Genomic DNA, 19,965 nt, shown 5'->3' with positions numbered 1-19,965 from the left:
CTTGTTGATTCAGCTCCACAATCATGGAGCTAAATTTTAGTTAAATTCGAGTTCTACTTGGCTATTTCCAAGCAGCTGTTTTAATTCGTCTAGTAATGTATCACTTGGCGTCACACGCCATTCTGTGCCCAATGTTAACCGCGCTCTAGCGTCGGCACGCTGGTAGTATACATTGACTGGGACCGTTCCGGCTCTATAAGGTTCTAAGATTTGACTAAAGCGTTCAAAAAATTGACCATTAATTTGGGATTGGTCGATAGATATCGACACCCCACGAGCATATTTCTCACGGGCGCTTCCTAAGTCCATGACCTCGCGCGCGGACATTTTAAGCCCACCATTGAAATCATCAAAGCTGACCTGTCCAGAAACGACCACTATTTTATCTTTTTCGAGCAATTCAGCGTAGCGATCGAGCGCATCCGAGAACAACATCACTTCCATTCGCCCCGATCGGTCGTCGAGGGTCATCAAACCAATTCGAGTTCCGCGCTTCGTGGTCATTACCCTAGCAGCAATGACCAAACCTGCAATCGTTAAAGACTGATCACGACGCGTCGGCGTCGCATCTTTCAAGCGACAGCTGGTGTATTTCGCAAGTTCTTTAATGTAAGCATTCACCGGGTGACCCGTTAAATACAAACCTAACGTCTCACGCTCACCTTCAAGCCAAACCTTTTCAGGCCACTTCGGTACTTGGGTATACTTGTGTTCTACTTCTTCCGGAGCGTCGGTCAAAACACCAAACATATCCGATTGACCAAAAGCCTCAGCGTGGTGATGTTGGCTTGCCGCCTTAACCGCATCTTTCAATGAGGCCATCATCGCTGCTCGGTGAGGACCTAATCTATCTAAGGCGCCTGACAGAATCAACTTTTCGATAACACGCTTGTTCACTTTTTTCAGATCAAGTCGCGCACAGAAGTCGAACAAGTCTTTAAAGTAACCGCCTTTGTTACGCGCTTCGATAATGGCTTCAATTGGGCCTTCACCCACCCCTTTAATCGCACCGATGCCATAAACAATCGCGCCATCTTCATCCACATTAAAGCGGTATAAACCGGAGTTAATATCGGGCGGAAGAAGCTTGAGCTTCATACGGAAACATTCATCGACAAGGCCAATGACCTTCTCGGTGTTATCCATATCCGCGGTCATTACTGCCGCCATGAATTCCGCAGGGTAGTGCGTTTTGAGCCATAGCGTTTGATAAGAAACCAGTGCGTATGCAGCCGAGTGAGATTTGTTAAAGCCGTAGCCCGCAAACTTCTCTACCAAGTCAAAGATCTTCATGGACAGTTCGCCATCAACACCATTGGCTTCAGCACCTTCTTTGAAGGTACCACGCTGCTTTGCCATCTCTTCAGGCTTTTTCTTACCCATCGCACGACGCAGCATATCGGCTCCACCAAGCGTATAACCCGCAAGGATCTGAGCGATTTGCATTACCTGTTCTTGATACAGGATGATGCCGTAAGTCGGTTCTAGTGTTTCTTTTAACGATTCGTGTTGCCACGTTTCATCAGGGTAAGATACTGCCTCTCGTCCGTGTTTACGGTCGATAAAGTTATCTACCATGCCTGATTGCAGAGGGCCCGGACGGAACAAGGCCACCAATGCGATGATATCTTCAAAACAGTCGGGTTGCAGACGCTTGATCAGGTCTTTCATACCGCGTGATTCCAGTTGGAATACCGCCGTCGTTTCTGAATTCTGTAATAGGTTAAATGATGCTTGATCATCCAGAGGAATCGACTCGATACGAACCGGATCTTTCCCCTCTTTCGCTAAGCGAGGGTTTACTAGGCCTAGTGCCCAGTCAATGATCGTCAGTGTACGCAGCCCCAAGAAGTCAAACTTAACCAAGCCAGCAGTTTCTACGTCATTCTTATCGAATTGCGTTACTGGGAAGTTACCTTCCGCATCGGCATAGATAGGTGCAAAATCAGTAATCGTGGTCGGTGAGATTACAACACCACCTGCGTGTTTACCTGCGTTTCGCGTACAACCTTCTAGAATTCGACATTTATCAATCAGCTCACGAACTTCTTCATCACCATCATAGAGTTCAGGCAATGCAGGTTCAGCGAGGAATGCTTTCTCTAGCGTCATACCCGGATCAGGCGGAACCAGCTTAGATATTCGGTCAACAAAGCCAAATGGGTGGCCTAACACACGACCTACATCTCGAATTACCGCTTTTGCTGCCATGGTACCGAAGGTAATGATCTGAGAAACAGCATCACGACCGTACATCTCAGCTACGTGGTCAATAACTTGGTCACGTTTATCCATACAGAAATCGATATCGAAATCGGGCATAGATACACGTTCTGGGTTCAAGAAACGTTCGAACAGTAAGTCGTATTCAAGTGGGTCAAGATCGGTGATATCCAATGCGTAAGCCACCAAAGAACCGGCACCGGAACCACGACCAGGACCTACTGGCACGTCGTTATCTTTTGACCACTGGATGAACTCCATTACGATCAAGAAGTAACCTGGGAAACCCATGTTGTTGACAACTTCGAGCTCTATTTTTAGGCGGTCATCGTATTCAGGTCTGCGTTCAGCACGAACTTTCTCATCAGGAAATAGGAATGCTAAACGTCGCTCAAGGCCTTCTTCTGATTTCTTGATCAGGAAGTCTTCAATCGCTAAGCCTTCGGTCGGGAAGTTCGGCAAGAAGTATTCGCCCAATCGTACGGTTACATTACAACGCTTAGCAATTTCAACACTGTTTTCCAGAGCTTCGGGAATGTCTGAGAACAGCTCACACATCTCTTCTTCGCTACGTAGATACTGCTGTGGGCTGTAGTTTTTTGGTCGACGTGGATCAACCATGGTAAAGCCGTCGTGAATCGCCACACGGATTTCATGAGCGTCAAACAAGTCTTCAGAAATGAATACCACTTCGTTGGTCGCGACAACTGGCAGGTCTTCTTGCTCGGCGAGTTCCAGCGCAAAGTGCAGATAGGACTCTTCATCCGGACGTCCAGTACGGATCAGCTCCAGATAAAATCGGTCGGCAAAGTGTGTTTTGTAAAACTCGACACTACTTGCAACCAACTCTCGGTTGCCTTTCAGCAACGCCTTACCAATTTCACCTTCTTTCGCACCCGATAAAAGAATCAGGCCTTCGGCATGCTCAATCAGCCACTCTTTATCAATCACTGGCTGATGCTGTACGTGACCACGAAGGTAAGCTTTTGAAATCAATAACGTTAGGTTGTTATAACCCTTGTTACTCGTTGCAATAACGGTGAGTTTGGTCAATTCGTCGCCAAACTCAGGAGACTGCATCAGGAAGTCAGCACCAATAATTGGCTTAACCCCACACCCATGGGCTGTACCGTAGAATTTCACCAAACCACATAGGTTAGTAAAGTCGGTCAGTGCTAGAGCAGGCATACCCATCTCAGCAACTTTCTTAACCAGTGGTGGTACCTTTGATAGGCCATCCACCATAGAAAAGTCACTGTGTACGCGAAGGTGAACAAATTTTGGATCTGACATTATTTTTCCTGAGTTCTAGGCTTGAGCCTAGGATTACAACTGTGTGTATTCTATTTTTTTCTACTGCAAGTAGGCAACTTTATTCGATAGCCAGATCCAATCAACAGGAAGCCACTATCAATAGGAAGCCAGAGCAATATAAAGTTTAATCAATGCGCTCTAATCAATGCCAAGAACACGTTTTACTGGCTTAAAGCTTTTGCGGTAATGCTCAGTTACACCATGTTTTTCAATCGCTTCGAAATGCGCTTTGGTCGGGTAACCTTTATGTTGAGCAAAACCAAACTCTGGATGAAGTTTATCAAGTTCTTCCATCTCTTGGTCACGAACCACTTTAGCTATGATAGATGCCGCACTGATTTCAGCAACTCGCAAGTCCCCTTTCACAATCGCCAAACCATCCATCGGTAATTCTGGAACACGGTTACCGTCGATCAGAGCCATGTCTGGCTGAATGCTAAGCCCTGCAATGGCACGCTGCATCGCTACCATGGTTGCTTGTAAGATATTTAACTCATCAATTTCTTGTGGGGAACAACGACCCACCGACCATGCCAAGGCTTTCTCTTTAATTTCAGGAAGCAGCGCAAGGCGCTTTTTCTCAGACAGTTTTTTTGAGTCGTTTAAGCCTTCGATAGGGTTATTAGGATCGAGGATAACGGCCGCAGTCACGACATCACCGACTAGTGGACCACGACCCACTTCATCCACACCAGCAAACAACTGGTAACCTTGAGGGTATTCAAACGGAGGAAACTCTTTTTTCTCTTTTACTGCCATCATTATTCTCTTAGTGTTCTGTAAACAAGCGTTTTATGACTCAACAAATGGTCGGTTAATCAGTTTCAATACCGCGTTAGCCGCTTGTTTATCCGCGTCTTTACGGATCCAGTGATGCATTTCAGTAAAGCGTTCAATCAATGGCGCGTTGTCCGCTGAAAGCATCTTGTCGACCGATGGGAAAAGGTAATCTGGGTGACACTCTTCAAGAATGTGTTCTTTTACTATTTCTTCACCCGCTAGGATATTCGGTAACGAGACAAATTCTGTGATCGACAATTTCTTCACGATATAGCCAGTGAGCTTGTTGACCTTGTAGCCTACGACCATCGGACGCTTAAGCAACATACATTCAAGCGCAACGGTCCCAGAAGCTAATAGAACTGAGTCGGAAGCGGTAATCACGTTTCTCGCAGTATCTTCCACTAGTGTGAATTCCAACTCAGGTGCCGTCGCTTGCCATATCTCGATAAACTGTTTTTTACGCTGTTCATTAACCAACGCAACAACAAAGTTAATATCGGGATATTTCTGCTTAATACGCTGGCAGGTCTCGATAAATGGCTGAGCAATCAAACTCATTTCACCACCACGACTACCCGGCAATACCGCTAACCATTGCTTGTCTTGATCAAGACCTAAAAGCTCTCGAGCGTCTCGCTTACTCGGTTCCAAAGGAATCGAGTCTGCCAACGTGTGGCCAACGAACTCACAGGCAACGTTATATTTATCGTAGAACGCTTTTTCGAACGGTAGGAAAGCCAATACCAAGTCGGTTGCTTTATCGATTTTAAAGATACGCTTTGGACGCCAAGCCCATACTGAAGGACTCACGTAATGCACCGTTTTGATGCCAGCGTTCTTAAGATCTAACTCAAGTCTCAGGTTGAAGTCGGGCGCATCAATACCAACAAACACATCGGGTGGATTTTGAGTGAAATACTTCACCAGTTCCGCTTTCACTTTAAGTAAGCGAGGCAAACGTCCAAGTACTTCAACCAAGCCCATCACAGCAAGCTCTTCCATTTCGAAAAGAGACTCACAACCAAGGGCTTTCATTTTGGGGCCGCCAATACCGACGAATTCTGCATTTGGGTATTGTGATTTAATCGCTTTTATAAAGCCTTCACCCAGTGTGTCGCCAGAAAGTTCCCCAACAACGATACCCACACGCAGTGGTTCGTTCGAAACAAAATTCGAGGTGTTAGTTTGTGTATCTTGCTGTGCCATAGTTTTCCCTTCTCGCCTAAAGCAAAAAAGACCGCCTAATGAGTAGCGATCTTTTTGTTATACCAATCTGATTAAGTAATCATTGTCATACTTGCGCTGATTGGTACACAATCACATCAAGTATTAACGAATAATACCGCGCTCAGAGTTCTCTAGCATTTCTAGCATAGGAGTAACCGAAGTAAACTCTTTTGCCATTTCAACTAAAGCCGCTTTCGCTTCTTCAAGTGTTTTACCTGAACGGTATAACTCTTTGTACGCTTTCTGTAGTGCACGAATCTCTGGTTTCTCAAACCCGTTACGCTTCAAGCCAACAAGGTTCAAACCAAATGGCGCTGCGTGGTTACCTTGAGCAAGTACATAAGGGAGTACATCTTGAACAACCGCAGAACAACCGCCAATGTACGCATAAGCGCCAATTGAACAGAACGGGTGAATCGCAGACAGTGCCATTACGCCAGCGTAATCGCCAACCGTCACGTGACCGCCAAGGATAGCGTTGTTACCAATGTGAGTGTGGTTTCCAACGATTACATCATGCGCTACGTGAGCGTTTACACAAAGTAAGTTGTCGTCACCAATCACTGTAGTTGCTTTGTCTTGAGTCGTACCACGGTGGATTTGAACGGCTTCACGAATCACGTTGCGATCACCGATCACTACTGTTGTTGCTTCGCCGCCATACTTCTTGTCTTGGTTTTCTTCACCAATCACAGCGTGTGGGAAGATACGGTTTTCTTTACCAATGGTTGTGTGACCTTTAATCACAACGTGCGACATAATCTCTGTGTCGTCACCAATAGTCACAGTACCAGCAATGTAAGTGAAAGGCCCAACCGTCACGTTAGCACCGATAGTTACATCACCTTCGATTACTGCTGCCGGGTGAATTTTCGCTGTTTCATGAATCATATTAAAACTCTCTACGAGCACATTTAAGTTCAGCTGAACATACAACCACGCCGTCAACTTTAGCAACACCGTTAAACGATGCAATACCACGACGCTCTTTTAAGAACTCAACTTCGATAATCAGTTGGTCACCAGGTACCACTGGCTTACGGAATTTTGCTTTATCCACACTTGCAAAGTAGTAAAGCTCGTTACCAGAAGGGGCACCAAAAGATTTAAATGCAAGAAGACCTGTAGCTTGCGCCATTGCTTCTAAGATCAACACGCCTGGGAATACAGGAAGTTGAGGGAAGTGGCCAGTGAACTGAGGTTCGTTGACAGTGACATTCTTAATCGCAGTCAGTGTTTTTTCTTTTTCAAAGCTAGTCACACGATCAACCATTAAGAATGGGTAGCGATGAGGTAATAGTTCCTGAATTTCAGTAATGTTCATCGTTGTCTGTTCAGTAGTCAAAGTCGTATTCCTATGTATATTCTTTATTTAATTAGAAGGATTATAAACGAAAAAGACTCGCTGTACGCGAGCCTTTTATTAGAAATGCTGGAATTATGATTCCGCGCTCTTCTCGATAAGTTTTTCAACGGTTTTCAAACGCTTGTTCATTTCATCAATACGATGCACACGCGTTGCTGTTTTACGCCAATCTTTGTTTGGCTGTAAAGGAATACCCGAAGAGTACATGCCTTTCTCAGTGATGCTGCGCATTACCATCCCCATACCGGTGATTGTAACGCCGCCAACGATTTCAATATGACCATTAATCACACAACCGCCACCAATAATACAGTACCTACCTATCGTGGTACTGCCTGCGATGATAGTACCACCTGCAATAGCAGAACCATATCCGATGTGAACATTGTGAGCAATTTGAAGCTGGTTATCTAAGATAACGTTATCTTCAATGATTGTGTCATCTAATGCTCCACGGTCGATGGTTGTACACGCGCCAATTTCGACACGGTTACCAACGCGAACTGAACCGACTTGTGGGATCTTAACCCACTCACCTTTCTCGTTCGCATAACCAAAGCCATCAGAACCAATAACAGTGCTTGATTGAATCAAACACGCGTCGCCGATCACTACTTCATGGTAAACACTTACGTTAGCCCACAACTTAGAGCCTGTGCCAATACTTGCGTTTTTACCAATAAAACAACCAGCTCCGATGATCACATCATCACCAAGTACCACACCAGACTCAATCACAGCGTTCGCACCAATAGACACATTTTGTCCAATGGTTGCATCACCGGAGATTGAAGCTGAATCAGCAATAGCCGCTGCGGGTGCAGGAGTAGTATCAAGCGCTTGAGCAACTTTAGCAAAAGCAACGTAAGGGTCACTGACCACAATAACGTTGGTCTTACACAGTTCGCGTTCACTCTCTTTAACCATAATAGCGGATGCTTTACAGTCACCAAGATGCTTGCTGTACTTCACGTTCGAAAGGAACGTGATGTTACCTTCTTGCGCTTTATCCATAGGAGCAACTGCTGAAACGGTAACCGTACCGTCTCCATGTAGCTCTCCCCCAGTAATCGTTGCCAATTCGGCTAAAGTCAGATTCTTCATAAAACTTATTTCAGTGATTTAATTACTTGCTCAGAGATGTTGTATTCTGGCTTGCCATATTGCAGAGCTTGAATATCAACAATCATGTCGTAGCCTTCTTTCTCTGCAACTTTTGTTACAGCATCTTGAATCACTTTGAATAGCTTCTGCTTCTCTTGTGCTTCACGACGTTGGCTTGCTTTTTCTAGTGCTTGAGCTTTGATTTTGTACTTGCTGTCCAATTGACCAACTTCGATACGAAGTTTTTCAATTTCATCAGGACCTAGCAATTCGCCATCACGCTTAAGCTTTTCGATCTTGGTCTTAGCTTCAGCTTGGATGCTTTGAAGTTCAGCCGCTTTATCTTTGAACTCTTCCTGCATTTTTTGAAGAACAACTTCACGCTGAGGTAGAGCCTGGAATACTTGTGCAGTGTTTACATAACCCACTTTTTGCGCAGCTTCTGCAGCTGTTGCAAAGAAAGAAGAGCTAAGAACTACAAGGCCTAAACCTGCTGCTTTAATCATATTTTTCAAAATATTGTCCTTTAAATATTAGAAAGTTCTACCAATGGTAAATGTGAAGAATTCCTCATCATCACCTTCGTAAATTTTAACTGGTTTCGCTAGAGAGAAAACCAGTGGGCCCATCGGAGACATCCACTGAAGGGCTGCACCATAAGATGAACGGTAATTGGTTGGATCTGAGTAATCGTAGTAGTACTTACTACCATTGTCTGGGGCACCACGGTCTGTAAATTCGGTATCCCAAACACTTGCCATATCGAAGAAGACACTGGTACGAATCTGGCTGCGCGCTTCGTCAGAAGCAAACGGAGTTGGTACAATCAACTCTAAACTCGCCAAAGCGACTGCATTACCACCAACCGAATCGTCTGTTGCAGTATCATAAGTTGGATTGTTGCCTACACTATTTTCATATACCGCTTTAGGGCCCGCAGAGTTCGAACCAAAACCACGTAGCGTCGTAAAACCACCCGCGTAATAGTTCTCGTAGAATGGGAACAAGTTATCATTACCATCCGTTTGTCCATAACCGTTACCATAGCCTAATCGACCGCGCATCAATAGTGTAAATTCATGCTTTTTAGTCAACGGGATGTAATGTTTTACATCGTACTGCGCCTTAAAGTACTTAACGTCGGAGCCTGGTACCGTCATTTTATAGAAGGCACGTTGATGATTACCCTCGGTTGGGAAGAAACCACGATTAAGGTTGTTACGTGTCCAAGAGATATTGATATCGAAATCATCAGTTAGTATGTTTTCATCGCCAGCTTGATCGATACTCTCCGCAAACTGCTGAGCTTGTACATACGTAGGAACATTACCGATCTTGTTGTGCGTATAGCCAACACCAAATTCGATACGGTTCAGCTCATCCATAGGGAAGCCCCATGTTAAGCTAGTACCATAACTTTGGTTGGTATAGTCGACGATATCAGCTTCAGATGCTTCAAACTCGTTGTAGAAGATCTTACCGCCCAAACTTACACCATCAAGGTTCCAGTATGGGTCACGATAGTCCAAACTCACGTTCTTTTGGTAATCGTTCATCATGGCACTTACGCCAACACGGTTACCAGAACCAGCAAAGTTGTCTTGTTGTAGGCCAACTTGGAAGCTCACACCCGATTCAGTACCGTAGCCGACACCAAAGTTAATGCTACCTGAGTTTGCTTCTTTTACGTTGTAAACCAAATCGACTTGATCGTCACTACCAGGAACACGTACTGTTTGTACGTCAACCGTTTCGAAGAAACCTAACCGGTTAAGTCGGCTCTTACCAGTATCAATCGATCGAGAGTTAAGCCAGCTGCCTTCCATTTGACGCATTTCACGACGTAATACTTCATCTTTTGTCGAGTTATTGCCGGTGAATCGAATATCACGAACGTAGATACGGCTGCCCGCTTCTACATTAATAACCAATGACACTTCTTTAGTCTCATCGTCAAATTCAGGAATAGTACGCACTTGTGGGTACGCATAACCAGATTCACCAAGAATACGTTTTACACCCTCTTCTAGTGACGTCACAGAAGAGCCGTTGTACGTATCGCCGTCTTCAAATGGTACTAATGCTTCAAAATCAGCCTCACGGCCAATCAGCTCACCACGAAATGCGACATCTTTAACGGTGTAGGCTTCTCCTTCATCAATACCAAGCGTGATGTAAACGCCTTTCTTATCTGGAGAGATCGCTACTTGTGTAGAATCCACCTTAAATTTAAGGTAACCACGATCAAGATAGTACGATTTCAACGCCTCAATATCGCCAGCTAGCACTTGCTTCTGGTATTTTTCATCCGCAAGGAAATTCCACCATGCAACATCAACATTCAAGTTGAAACGGCTTAGTAGATCAGCGTCAGAGAAAACTTCATTACCGATAAAGTTGATTTGTTGAATCTTAGCGGATACGCCTTCAGTAAATACAAACTTAAGGTCAGAACGGTTACGTGGCAAAGGCGTTACAACCGCTTTTACTGTCGCGTTGTACTTACCAACACTGTAGTAAAAATCTTCAAGGCCTTTTTCTATGTTACTCAGCGTTGTGCGGTCAAGGGCTTCACCTTCACGAACACCAGATGCATCTAGGTTCTGCTGAAGTTGCTCTTCTTTGATCGCTTTGTTCCCTGAGAATGAAATGCTTGCGATGGTCGGTCGTTCTTTTACTTGAACAACTAAAACACCTTCATCGCGAAGGACCTTAACATCCTCAAAGTTACCTGAAGCATACAGTGCACGAATGATCTCAGATACATCGCTTTCATCCACTTCATCGCCAATACGCACTGGCATTTTCAGTAGAGCTGCACCAAGTGCAACACGCTGTAAACCTTCGATCTTGATATCTTGAACTACAAAGTTTTGTGCTCCGTTCGCAGCCACACTAGTGGCCAATAGACTTGCGAACAGAATTTGCTTAATCGCCATACTTATTCTAATTATTCCTTGCTACTACCAATGCCTGTGAGAAACCATTCACAGACGAGTAAAATCATTAAATATTGCCAGAGCCATCAAAGAGAAGAGGATTGCTCCTCCCACTCTGTATCCCATTTCCTGAATTTTTTCAGGAACCGGTTTACGAGTTATGGCCTCAATAGCGAAAAAGAGCAAATGTCCGCCATCAAGCATAGGCAGCGGAACCAAATTAATAATACCCAAATTGACACTAATCAGAGCTAAAAAGCCTAAGAAGTAAACCAAACCGTAATCGGCGGTTGTACCTGCACCTTTAGCAATTGAAATCGGGCCACTCAAGTTGTTTAAGCCGACATCACCAACGATGAGCTTCTTGAGCATTGTCAGCGTCAAACCAATGATTTGACCTGTTTTATCAAATGCTTTTCCTACAGACTCAATTACACCAAATTGTAACTCAAAGCGATAATCTTCTGGCCATTCTGCGACTTCTGGAGCAATACCCGCATAGCCGATTATAGAACCATCAGAAAGCTCTCGACTTTTGGGCGTCATAGATAACGACTGCTCAGAACCATTGCGAAGTACCATAAGGCTCATGGATTTCATCGGGTTCGAGCGAATTAACTCAACAACCGACGGCCACTGTTCAATTGGCTGCCCATTAATCTCAACAATTTTGTCGCCGGCTTCTAGCCCCGCAGAGTATGCAGCGCCATCATCAATGACTTGAGCAAGCACTGTTGATATCTCTGGAGAATACGGTCTAAAACCAAGCGTTGTCATTGCAGACTCAGTTTCTGGGTTGAACGACCAGTCTGAAATATCCAATGTCATCTGTTGCTCAAAACCAATATCGTCTTGAGAAGAAACCGTTACGGTCATGGACTGATCACCAATATGTGATATCAAACCCATATTAACTGATTCCCAATCTGCGGTTTTGATTCCTGAAATAGATTTAAGTTCCATTCCAGTTTCAATTCCGGCTTGTGCAACAATAGATTGAGGGGTCACTTCACCTATCACCGGTTTAACCGCTGGTACACCGATCAAAAAAACCAACCAATACGCAAACACTGCAAAGATAAAGTTAAATGCTGGGCCTGCACCCACTATCGCCGTACGTTTCCACAATGGCTTCTTGTCAAAAGCGTATTGCTGTTCTTCTTCAGAAAGGTCGTCAACACGCCCATCGAGCATCTTAACGTAGCCGCCCAGCGGAATCACTGACAAGCTGTATTCAGTACCATCACGGCCGATCTTACTCCAGATTGATTTACCAAAACCAATCGAGAATTTTTCTACTTTCACACCACAACGACGAGCAACCCAGAAGTGTCCAAATTCATGAACAGCGACCAGAATGCCAAGCGCTACAATAAAAGATGCGAAGTTCCACAGAATTCCACTCATGCTAGCTGCTCTTTAATAAATTGAATGGCTATTTGACGAGACATATTATCGAGCTCAAGAAGGCTTTCCAAGCTATCTAAGCCCTCAGAGTTATATTGTTCACATACTTTGCTCATAACATGCTCGTTAATGATAGCAATATCGGTAAACTTCACTTGATTGTTCAAGAAAGCATCGACTGCAATTTCGTTTGCCGCATTAATTGCTGTTGTCGCATGCTGACCTAAGTAGCACGCTTCGATCGCTAATCTCAAGCATGGGTAACGAGTTAAATCAGGCTCTAAGAATGTCAGTTCGCCAACCTTAGTAAAGTCCAACGGCTTCACACCCGCTTCAGTACGGTCAGGGTAAGACATGGTCAAAGCAATTGGCGTCGCCATATCAGGTTCACCCATTTGAGCCAGTACCGAGCCATCTTTGTACTGAACCATAGAATGAATCACAGACTGAGGGTGGATAATAACTTTGAGTTGCTCTTTAGAGGCATTAAATAACCACTTAGCTTCAATGTACTCTAAGCCTTTATTCATCATCGTTGCTGAATCAACAGAGATCTTAGGTCCCATTGACCAGTTAGGGTGTGCAATAGCACGCTCAGGAGTGACGGATTCAAGCTCTGCAACATCGGTATAACGGAAAGGGCCGCCAGAACCCGTCAAGAGAATATGGTTGATACCGTTCTCTTCCAGATTACAACGACCTAGATTGGTTTGTACATTTTGCGGTAGGCATTGAAAGATAGCATTGTGTTCACTATCGACAGGAAGTAGCTCAGCACCATATTTTTCGACTGCGTCGATGAACAACTGCCCTGACATCACTAAGGCTTCTTTGTTAGCCAGTAAGATACGCTTGCCCGCTTTAACTGCTGACATAGTAGGAAGCAGGCCTGCCGCTCCAACAATCGCAGCCATCACAGTATCGACTTCTTTTAAAGAAGCGACCTGACACACCCCTTCAGGGCCAGATAGCACCTCTGTTTTAGGATGACTGGCAGACAAAATTTCAGCTAATCGAGACGCTGCATCTGGGCACGCCATAGCTACGTAGCTAGGGTTCCACTTTTCAACTAACGCCAACATCTTGTCGACATTCGAACCTGCTGCTAGTGCGACAACTGAATAGAGCGTCGGGTTTTTCTCGACCACTTTCAGTGTACTTGCACCGATAGAGCCTGTAGCACCAAGGATAGTTAGATTTCGCATCGCATATGACCGTAGAAATGTAATAAAGGGCAGAATCACTGCCCTTTTTATTAGAATGCTAAATAAAGCAGAGCAAAGACAGGGAATGCAGCCGTTAAGCTATCTATTCTATCAAGTATACCACCATGACCAGGAATCAGATTACTGCTGTCTTTGACCCCGGAAACACGCTTAAACATGCTTTCAACAAGGTCACCAAGAACAGAGATAACAACCGTCACTAGGGTGATAACAATCATGTGAAGAGGACTGGTAAACTGGATATCAAACAAATCAGCAAAGATCCAAGCCACGATCACCGCGGTAATAATACCGCCAATAAGACCTTCAATCGTCTTATTTGGGCTTACCGCTGGCGCCATTTTACGCTTACCAAAGCTCTTACCTGAAAAGTATGCGCCGCTATCTGCGGCCCACACGAGCAAGCAAACAAACATCACTAGCTTTGCACCATGATAAGGATCCGCATCGATACCGTTAGCGCGCAAAATCACCACACTCCAAAAGAATGGCAGCAGAGTAAGTAGCCCAAAGCCGTGTCTAAGAATAGAAGAGTCTTTCCATGCAGGCATAGACTTAGGATAAGTCACCGCCATACCACTCGCTATCACCCACCAAATCGAACCAATACTCAGAATGGCATAGTGAGCACTAGAAAGGTGATTAAGGCTAAATGCATCAAAAGGGATAAAAGCAAAACTGGCAGCACTCACCACAACCGTTGGAATCAACGCTAAGTAACGCGATTTGCTTTCAACAAACTGAGTCCACTCCCAAAAGCCCAATAACGTAATTACCGCTAATGAAAGTATAAATGTGGGAAGTGATAACTCGAAAATACCTAGAATAACTAGGGGAGCCAAAATCAACGCCGTAATAATTCGTTGTTTCAAACCAAAAAATCCTTATTAACTGTCCATCAGAGCTTTAATCTGCTCACCCGTGCATCCAAAACGACGCTCACGGTTTACAAACCAAGTCACAGCTTCGACTAAGCTGTCTTCATTAAAGTCTGGCCAGAATTGTTCAGTGAAATACATTTCAGCGTAAGCCAATTGCCAAAGCATAAAGTTGCTAATGCGACATTCACCACTGGTGCGAATCAGCAGATCAACTTCAGGAATATCAGACATTGTTAGGTGCTGTGTAATCATAGCTTCATCAATGTCTTCTACATTAATATCACCAGACTTTACCTGTTGAGCAATAGAGGTCATTGCTTGCTGAATATCCCATTTACCGCCGTAGTTAGCCGCAATATTGATAACCATACCGGTATTAGCGCTAGTCAAAGCTTCTGCTTCTTCTATCTTCTTTTGTAGTCGATCATTAAAACGACTTTTATCACCAATAACACGAAGTTGTAGATTATTTTTATGAAGCTTTTTTACTTCACTAGAAAGGACTGAGATAAACAGTTCCATCAAAATACCGACTTCTTCTTCTGGTCGACGCCAGTTCTCGCTGCTAAATGCAAAAAGTGTAACAGCTTTAATGCCAAGTCTGGCAGCAGAAGAGATGGTTTTTCGAACGGCTTGAACACCGTTTTTATGGCCAAAGACGCGAGGCTTGCCCTGAGCTTTTGCCCAGCGGCCATTACCATCCATAATGATAGCAATGTGTTTAGGAAGAGAGTCTGTGAACGCTTGAGAATTATGCATAAAAGAGTGAATCAAATTCTAATAGTCGAACAGAGTAGCATAAAAAAACGCTGAACAGTGAGTACAGCGTTTTTCCAGTAAGTAAAGAATATGGGAAATTAAACTTCCATCAACTCTTTTTCTTTCGTAGCTAGAACTTCATCTACGTTCTTAACAGCAACGTCAGTTAGCTTTTGAATTTCGTCTTGTGCTTTACGATCTTCATCTTCAGAAATTTCTTTGTCTTTCAGAAGTGCTTTAAGATCGCCATTCGCGTCACGACGGATGTTGCGGATAGCAACACGGCCACCTTCAGCTTCGCCACGAACGATTTTAACTAGGTCTTTACGACGCTCTTCCGTTAGCGGTGGAAGTGGAACACGGATAACTGTACCAGCAGACATAGGGTTTAGGCCTAGGTCAGACGACATGATTGCTTTTTCAACAAGAGGCGTCAGTGTTTTATCAAATACAGTGATCGCTAGAGTACGTGCGTCTTCAGCAATAACGTTAGCAACTTGAGTCAAAGGCGTTGGTGCACCGTAGTACTCAACAGTCAGACCAGAAAGTAGGCTCGGGTGTGCACGACCTGTACGAATCTTTTGCAGGCTGTTTTTTAGTGCATCAACACTTTTTACCATGCGCTCTTGAGCGTCTTTTTTGATTTCGTTAATCACAATTTCACCTTGATTATGTTCTTTCTTCAAGAAAGCTTTTTATTTGGAGTGATAAGGATAAGCTTACCAAAGTGTAAACCTCAGTAAGCCCGAAAAATTAGTCAGCATCGCTGATTAATGTACCTTCAGTTTCACCCATAACCACGCGGCGTAGTGCGCCTGGTTTATTCATGTTAAATACACGGATTGGCATTTTGTGATCACGTGCTAGCGTAAATGCAGCCAAATCCATTACTTTCAATTCTTTCTCAAGAATCGTGTTGTAAGACAAAGTATCATACAGCTCTGCGTCTGGGTTTGCTACTGGGTCAGCAGTAAATACACCATCTACTTTCGTCGCTTTTAGAACTACGTCAGCTTCAATTTCGATACCACGTAGACACGCAGCAGAATCTGTAGTGAAGAATGGGTTACCAGTACCTGCAGAGAAGATCACAACGCGACCTTGACGTAGTTGGCTGATTGCATCTGCCCAGTTGTAATCGTCACACACACCTTTAAGAGGGATTGCAGACATTACACGTGCGTTTACGTAAGCACGGTGTAGAGCGTCACGCATTGCAAGGCCGTTCATTACCGTTGCAAGCATACCCATGTGGTCACCAACAACGCGGTTCATACCTGCTTCAGCAAGGCCTGCACCACGGAAAAGGTTACCGCCACCGATAACAACACCTACTTGAACACCTAGTTCAACCAATTCTTTTACTTCTTGAGCCATACGATCAAGGATCGTCGGGTCAATACCAAAACCTTCTTCGCCTTGTAGTGCTTCACCGCTAAGTTTTAACAGAATACGTTGATACGCCGGTTTAGGGTTCGTAGTCATGGAGTTTACCTTCCAAAGAGTTGATGATTAACAGTCATGGATAAAAACTGATTAGCTCAGTTCGCATTCATAACAGCTAAAAGCCAAAAATAATTCACTATTCATAAAAAGACCGCAGCATTTGCCACGGTCTTTTTTTCAATCAATACGCTAAGGATTAACCTTGTTGTACCGCTGCAACTTCGTCTGCGAAGCTCATTTCAGCAGCTTTCTCGATACCTTCACCAACTTCTAAACGAACGAAGGTAGTAACTGATGCGCCTTTCTCTTTAAGAATGTCAGCAACAGTTTTCTTAGGTTCCATGATGAAAGCTTGACCAGTAAGAGATACTTCGCCCGTGAATTTCTTCATACGGCCGATAACCATTTTCTCAGCGATCTCTTGTGGTTTGCCTTCGTTCATAGCGATTTCTACTTGAACAGCTTTTTCTTTTTCTACTACGTCAGCAGGTACGTCAGATGGGTTAACGTACTCAGGCTTAGAAGCAGCAACGTGCATAGCGATGTGCTTAAGCGTTTCAGCTTCGCCTTCACCAGCTACAACAACACCGATTTTCTCGCCGTGACGGTAAGAAGCTAGTGCAACACCTTCAACAAGCTCAACACGACGGATGCTGATGTTCTCACCGATCTTAGTTACTAGAGCGATACGTGCGTCTTCAAACTTAGCTTGAAGAGCAGTGATGTCTAGACGTTCAGCTAGAGCCGCTTCAGCAACTTCGTTAGCGAATGCAAGGAAACCTGCATCTTTAGCTACGAAATCAGTTTGGCAGTTCACTTCAAGAAGAGCAGCAACGCCAGCTTCTTCTTTAATGATGATTGTGCCTTCTGCAGCAACGTTACCAGCTTTTTTAGCTGCTTTCGCTGCGCCAGATTTACGCATGTTTTCAATTGCTAGCTCGATGTCGCCTTCAGCAGCAACAAGCGCTTTTTTACATTCCATCATGCCCGCTGCAGTGCGTTCACGAAGTTCTTTAACTAGAGCTGCAGTTACAGTTGCCATTCTCTATTCCTTAGTAAATTCTAAAAAAGATAAAAAACAGGGGCCTAATTAATTGGCCCCTGATATTGACTGTATTCAGTCCGTTAAGCCATCGATTATGACCGCTTAATATGAACTAAATATGGCTCAGAGCCGCTATTATTCAGCTTCTACAAAACCGTCTTTTTCAGCAGCTACAGCAGCAACATCTTTGTTACGACCTTCTTTAACCGCGTCTGCAGCAGCGTTTAGGTAAAGCTGTACTGCACGGATTGCATCATCGTTACCTGGGATAACGAAGTCAACGCCGTCTGGGTTAGAGTTAGTATCAACTACAGCGTAAACTGGGATACCTAGGTTGTTTGCTTCTTTAACTGCGATGTGTTCGTGATCAGCATCGATAACGAATAGAGCGTCTGGAAGGCCGCCCATGTTCTTGATACCACCAAGAGATTTCTCTAGCTTCTCCATTTCACGAGTACGCATTAGAGCTTCTTTCTTAGTAAGCTTGTCGAAAGTACCGTCTTGAGCTTGCGCTTCAAGTTCTTTCAGGCGCTTGATAGACTGACGAACAGTTTTGTAGTTCGTTAGCATACCGCCTAACCAGCGGTTGTTAACGTAGAACTGGTTGCTGTTGATAGCAGCTTCTTTAACAGCTTCAGATGCAGCGCGCTTAGTACCAACAAAAAGAACTTTACCTTTCTTCTCGCCAACTTTAGCAATTTCAGCTAGAGCTTCGTTGAACATTGGTACAGTTTTTTCTAGGTTGATGATATGAACCTTGCTACGAGCACCAAAGATGAATGGCTTCATTTTTGGGTTCCAGTAACGAGTTTGGTGACCGAAGTGAACACCAGCTTTAAGCATATCGCGCATTGATACAGTTGCCATTTTAAAATCCTCTATGGGGTTAGGCCTCCACACTCCCCATGAATCCGACCCCTAACAACTAACCACTTTTTCAGCCGTTATCTGTGTTGTTGAGGCACCCCGGAACATGTGTCGGAATGTGTGTGATTTAAAGATATAAGTTAGTGGACACGAAGCTTGTTTCGCCAATTGGAGAAAACAGTCCTGATGTCCGGCGCGCTTTATACCATATTTTGTCCATCTATGGCTAGAAAAAAATATAAAAATGGCGGTTGCTATACTGATCTTTGATGCTGTATTTCTCTTATAAATAGTACCAATAACGCAAGAGGCTATCGGCTTAAAGTTGAACACTATTCAATCACGCTTAGTAGTATCCACCAGCATTATATGGGTATCAGAATGTTGCGCTAAAATGCTGCACTGCTAGAATAGCCCCAATATGCACACTTAGGTGCTACCAAATTAAGAGATATGCAATGGCTGTAAAAATTAAAACTGCTGAAGAAATCGAGAAAATGCGCGTTGCCGGCAAGCTGGCTTCTGAAATTCTAGAGATGATTGAACCTCATATCCAAGTAGGTACAACGACAGAAGAACTGAATAAGATCTGTCATGAGTACGCTCTAGAAAGAGGCGCATACTCAGCACCACTTGATTACCACGGTTTCCCTAAGTCAATCTGTACGTCTATCAACCACATCGTGTGTCACGGTATTCCAGCATCACAAGATGAGACGGGTAGCACAGGTCAATTCAAACCTGCGGTATTGAAAGATGGCGATATTCTAAACGTTGATATCACTGTGATTGTTCCTGATGACGAAAATGCAGACCTAAGCACTCGTCCACAAGGCTACCACGGTGACACATCTAAGATGTTCCTTGTGGGTGAAGTTTCTCCAGCAAACAAACGTCTATGCATGGTTGCTCAAGAAGCACTTTACGAAGGCATGCGCCAAGTAAAACCTGGTGTTCAGCTTGGTCAAATCGGTACCGCTATCGAGAAGTACATCAAAACCAACAATAAGAACAACCCACGCGCTAAGTTCTCTATTGTTAAAGATTACTGTGGCCACGGCATCGGTTCTGAATTCCACGAAGATCCACAAGTGGTTCACTACAAAAACAGCGACCGTACCGTACTGAAAGCTGGCATGTGTTTCACAATCGAGCCAATGATCAATGCTGGTAAGTTTGGCTGCCGTCTTGATGACGAAGATAGCTGGACAGTGTACACAGCAGACAGCAAAAACTCTGCACAGTGGGAACACACACTGGTTGTAACGGAAACAGGTTGTGAAGTACTAACACTACGCAGCGACGATACGATTCCACGTATCATGAAGAACGCTTAGTTCAACAAGCTGAATACAATCAGACTTTTAAAAATATCCCC

Annotated in this window: 17 protein-coding genes; 1 reads left to right on the top strand and 16 read right to left on the bottom strand. The window is 44.3% G+C overall.

Annotated elements, in window-relative coordinates; genetic code table 11:
* Nucleotides 1–36 precede the first annotated feature (36 nt).
* From dnaE to rpsB, 16 genes are all read right to left on the bottom strand, one after another.
* Nucleotides 37–3,516, bottom strand: a complete 3,480-nt coding sequence (gene dnaE / locus ED652_RS00540) for a DNA polymerase III subunit alpha (protein WP_122053196.1) — start codon at nucleotides 3,514–3,516, stop codon at nucleotides 37–39.
* A 159-nt stretch (nucleotides 3,517–3,675) separates the two neighbouring features.
* Nucleotides 3,676–4,296 carry a ribonuclease HII gene (rnhB, locus tag ED652_RS00535; protein WP_122053195.1) on the bottom strand — a complete coding sequence of 207 codons (621 nt, stop codon included), beginning with the start codon at nucleotides 4,294–4,296 and terminating at the stop codon, nucleotides 3,676–3,678.
* 33 nt (nucleotides 4,297–4,329) lie between these two features.
* Nucleotides 4,330–5,526, bottom strand: coding sequence for a lipid-A-disaccharide synthase (gene lpxB / locus ED652_RS00530; RefSeq protein ID WP_122053194.1), 1,197 nt, complete (start codon nucleotides 5,524–5,526; stop codon nucleotides 4,330–4,332).
* Nucleotides 5,527–5,649: 123 nt separating this feature from the next.
* Nucleotides 5,650–6,438: an acyl-ACP--UDP-N-acetylglucosamine O-acyltransferase gene (gene lpxA / locus ED652_RS00525; RefSeq protein ID WP_017107191.1), complete on the bottom strand. Its 789-nt coding sequence runs from the start codon at nucleotides 6,436–6,438 to the stop codon at nucleotides 5,650–5,652.
* A gap of 1 nt (nucleotide 6,439) precedes the next feature.
* Entirely contained in the window at nucleotides 6,440–6,892 is a 453-nt protein-coding gene (fabZ, locus tag ED652_RS00520; protein ID WP_076674214.1) for a 3-hydroxyacyl-ACP dehydratase FabZ, read from the bottom strand.
* Between the two features lie 93 nt (nucleotides 6,893–6,985).
* Nucleotides 6,986–8,017: a UDP-3-O-(3-hydroxymyristoyl)glucosamine N-acyltransferase gene (gene lpxD, locus ED652_RS00515; RefSeq protein WP_122053193.1), complete on the bottom strand. Its 1,032-nt coding sequence runs from the start codon at nucleotides 8,015–8,017 to the stop codon at nucleotides 6,986–6,988.
* A gap of 5 nt (nucleotides 8,018–8,022) precedes the next feature.
* Nucleotides 8,023–8,523 carry an OmpH family outer membrane protein gene (locus ED652_RS00510; protein WP_174214612.1) on the bottom strand — a complete coding sequence of 167 codons (501 nt, stop codon included), beginning with the start codon at nucleotides 8,521–8,523 and terminating at the stop codon, nucleotides 8,023–8,025.
* 27 nt (nucleotides 8,524–8,550) lie between these two features.
* Nucleotides 8,551–10,956 carry an outer membrane protein assembly factor BamA gene (gene bamA, locus ED652_RS00505; RefSeq protein WP_122053191.1) on the bottom strand — a complete coding sequence of 802 codons (2,406 nt, stop codon included), beginning with the start codon at nucleotides 10,954–10,956 and terminating at the stop codon, nucleotides 8,551–8,553.
* 48 nt (nucleotides 10,957–11,004) lie between these two features.
* Nucleotides 11,005–12,363 (bottom strand): sigma E protease regulator RseP, encoded by a 1,359-nt coding sequence (rseP, locus tag ED652_RS00500; RefSeq protein ID WP_122053190.1) that lies wholly within the window; start codon nucleotides 12,361–12,363, stop codon nucleotides 11,005–11,007.
* On the bottom strand, nucleotides 12,360–13,568 hold the full coding sequence (gene ispC, locus ED652_RS00495; RefSeq protein WP_122053189.1) for a 1-deoxy-D-xylulose-5-phosphate reductoisomerase: 1,209 nt from the start codon (nucleotides 13,566–13,568) through the stop codon (nucleotides 12,360–12,362). The genes rseP and ispC overlap by 4 nt, the downstream gene beginning before the upstream one ends.
* Before the next feature lie 50 nt (nucleotides 13,569–13,618).
* On the bottom strand, nucleotides 13,619–14,461 hold the full coding sequence (locus ED652_RS00490) for a phosphatidate cytidylyltransferase (RefSeq protein WP_017110385.1): 843 nt from the start codon (nucleotides 14,459–14,461) through the stop codon (nucleotides 13,619–13,621).
* 15 nt (nucleotides 14,462–14,476) lie between these two features.
* Nucleotides 14,477–15,229: an isoprenyl transferase gene (locus ED652_RS00485; protein ID WP_102314158.1), complete on the bottom strand. Its 753-nt coding sequence runs from the start codon at nucleotides 15,227–15,229 to the stop codon at nucleotides 14,477–14,479.
* Nucleotides 15,230–15,327: 98 nt separating this feature from the next.
* A complete protein-coding gene (frr, locus tag ED652_RS00480; protein ID WP_029225913.1) occupies nucleotides 15,328–15,885 on the bottom strand; it encodes a ribosome recycling factor in 558 nt (185 codons plus the stop codon).
* Between the two features lie 97 nt (nucleotides 15,886–15,982).
* Nucleotides 15,983–16,714 (bottom strand): UMP kinase, encoded by a 732-nt coding sequence (gene pyrH / locus ED652_RS00475; protein ID WP_009847418.1) that lies wholly within the window; start codon nucleotides 16,712–16,714, stop codon nucleotides 15,983–15,985.
* A 157-nt stretch (nucleotides 16,715–16,871) separates the two neighbouring features.
* Complete coding sequence (gene tsf, locus ED652_RS00470) at nucleotides 16,872–17,717, bottom strand: translation elongation factor Ts (RefSeq protein ID WP_017107181.1); 846 nt, start codon at nucleotides 17,715–17,717, stop codon at nucleotides 16,872–16,874.
* A 138-nt stretch (nucleotides 17,718–17,855) separates the two neighbouring features.
* The gene (gene rpsB, locus ED652_RS00465) at nucleotides 17,856–18,587 is read right to left on the bottom strand and encodes a 30S ribosomal protein S2 (RefSeq protein WP_032500394.1); all 732 of its coding nucleotides are present in this window, start codon (nucleotides 18,585–18,587) and stop codon (nucleotides 17,856–17,858) included.
* A 458-nt stretch (nucleotides 18,588–19,045) separates the two neighbouring features.
* Between rpsB and map the strand changes: the two genes are divergently transcribed.
* Nucleotides 19,046–19,924: a type I methionyl aminopeptidase gene (map, locus tag ED652_RS00460; RefSeq protein ID WP_017110387.1), complete on the top strand. Its 879-nt coding sequence runs from the start codon at nucleotides 19,046–19,048 to the stop codon at nucleotides 19,922–19,924.
* The last annotated feature ends 41 nt before the right edge of the window (nucleotides 19,925–19,965 follow it).

Source organism: Vibrio sp. Evd11 (genome assembly GCF_900382755.1).
Classification (GTDB): Bacteria; Pseudomonadota; Gammaproteobacteria; order Enterobacterales; family Vibrionaceae; genus Vibrio; species Vibrio lentus.
The sequence above is the reverse complement of the archived record's forward strand: the minus strand, read 5'-3'. Positions and strand labels throughout refer to the sequence as shown.

Coding starts and splice junctions, on each gene's coding strand:
- dnaE (WP_122053196.1), bottom strand. CDS start 3,516: ATGTCAGATCCAAAATTTGTTCACCTTCGCGTACACAGTGACTTTTCT.
- rnhB (WP_122053195.1), bottom strand. CDS start 4,296: ATGGCAGTAAAAGAGAAAAAAGAGTTTCCTCCGTTTGAATACCCTCAA.
- lpxB (WP_122053194.1), bottom strand. CDS start 5,526: ATGGCACAGCAAGATACACAAACTAACACCTCGAATTTTGTTTCGAAC.
- lpxA (WP_017107191.1), bottom strand. CDS start 6,438: ATGATTCATGAAACAGCGAAAATTCACCCGGCAGCAGTAATCGAAGGT.
- lpxD (WP_122053193.1), bottom strand. CDS start 8,017: ATGAAGAATCTGACTTTAGCCGAATTGGCAACGATTACTGGGGGAGAG.
- ED652_RS00510 (WP_174214612.1), bottom strand. CDS start 8,523: ATGATTAAAGCAGCAGGTTTAGGCCTTGTAGTTCTTAGCTCTTCTTTC.
- bamA (WP_122053191.1), bottom strand. CDS start 10,956: ATGGCGATTAAGCAAATTCTGTTCGCAAGTCTATTGGCCACTAGTGTG.
- rseP (WP_122053190.1), bottom strand. CDS start 12,363: ATGAGTGGAATTCTGTGGAACTTCGCATCTTTTATTGTAGCGCTTGGC.
- ispC (WP_122053189.1), bottom strand. CDS start 13,568: ATGCGAAATCTAACTATCCTTGGTGCTACAGGCTCTATCGGTGCAAGT.
- ED652_RS00485 (WP_102314158.1), bottom strand. CDS start 15,229: ATGCATAATTCTCAAGCGTTCACAGACTCTCTTCCTAAACACATTGCT.
- pyrH (WP_009847418.1), bottom strand. CDS start 16,714: ATGACTACGAACCCTAAACCGGCGTATCAACGTATTCTGTTAAAACTT.
- tsf (WP_017107181.1), bottom strand. CDS start 17,717: ATGGCAACTGTAACTGCAGCTCTAGTTAAAGAACTTCGTGAACGCACT.
- rpsB (WP_032500394.1), bottom strand. CDS start 18,587: ATGGCAACTGTATCAATGCGCGATATGCTTAAAGCTGGTGTTCACTTC.
- map (WP_017110387.1), top strand. CDS start 19,046: ATGGCTGTAAAAATTAAAACTGCTGAAGAAATCGAGAAAATGCGCGTT.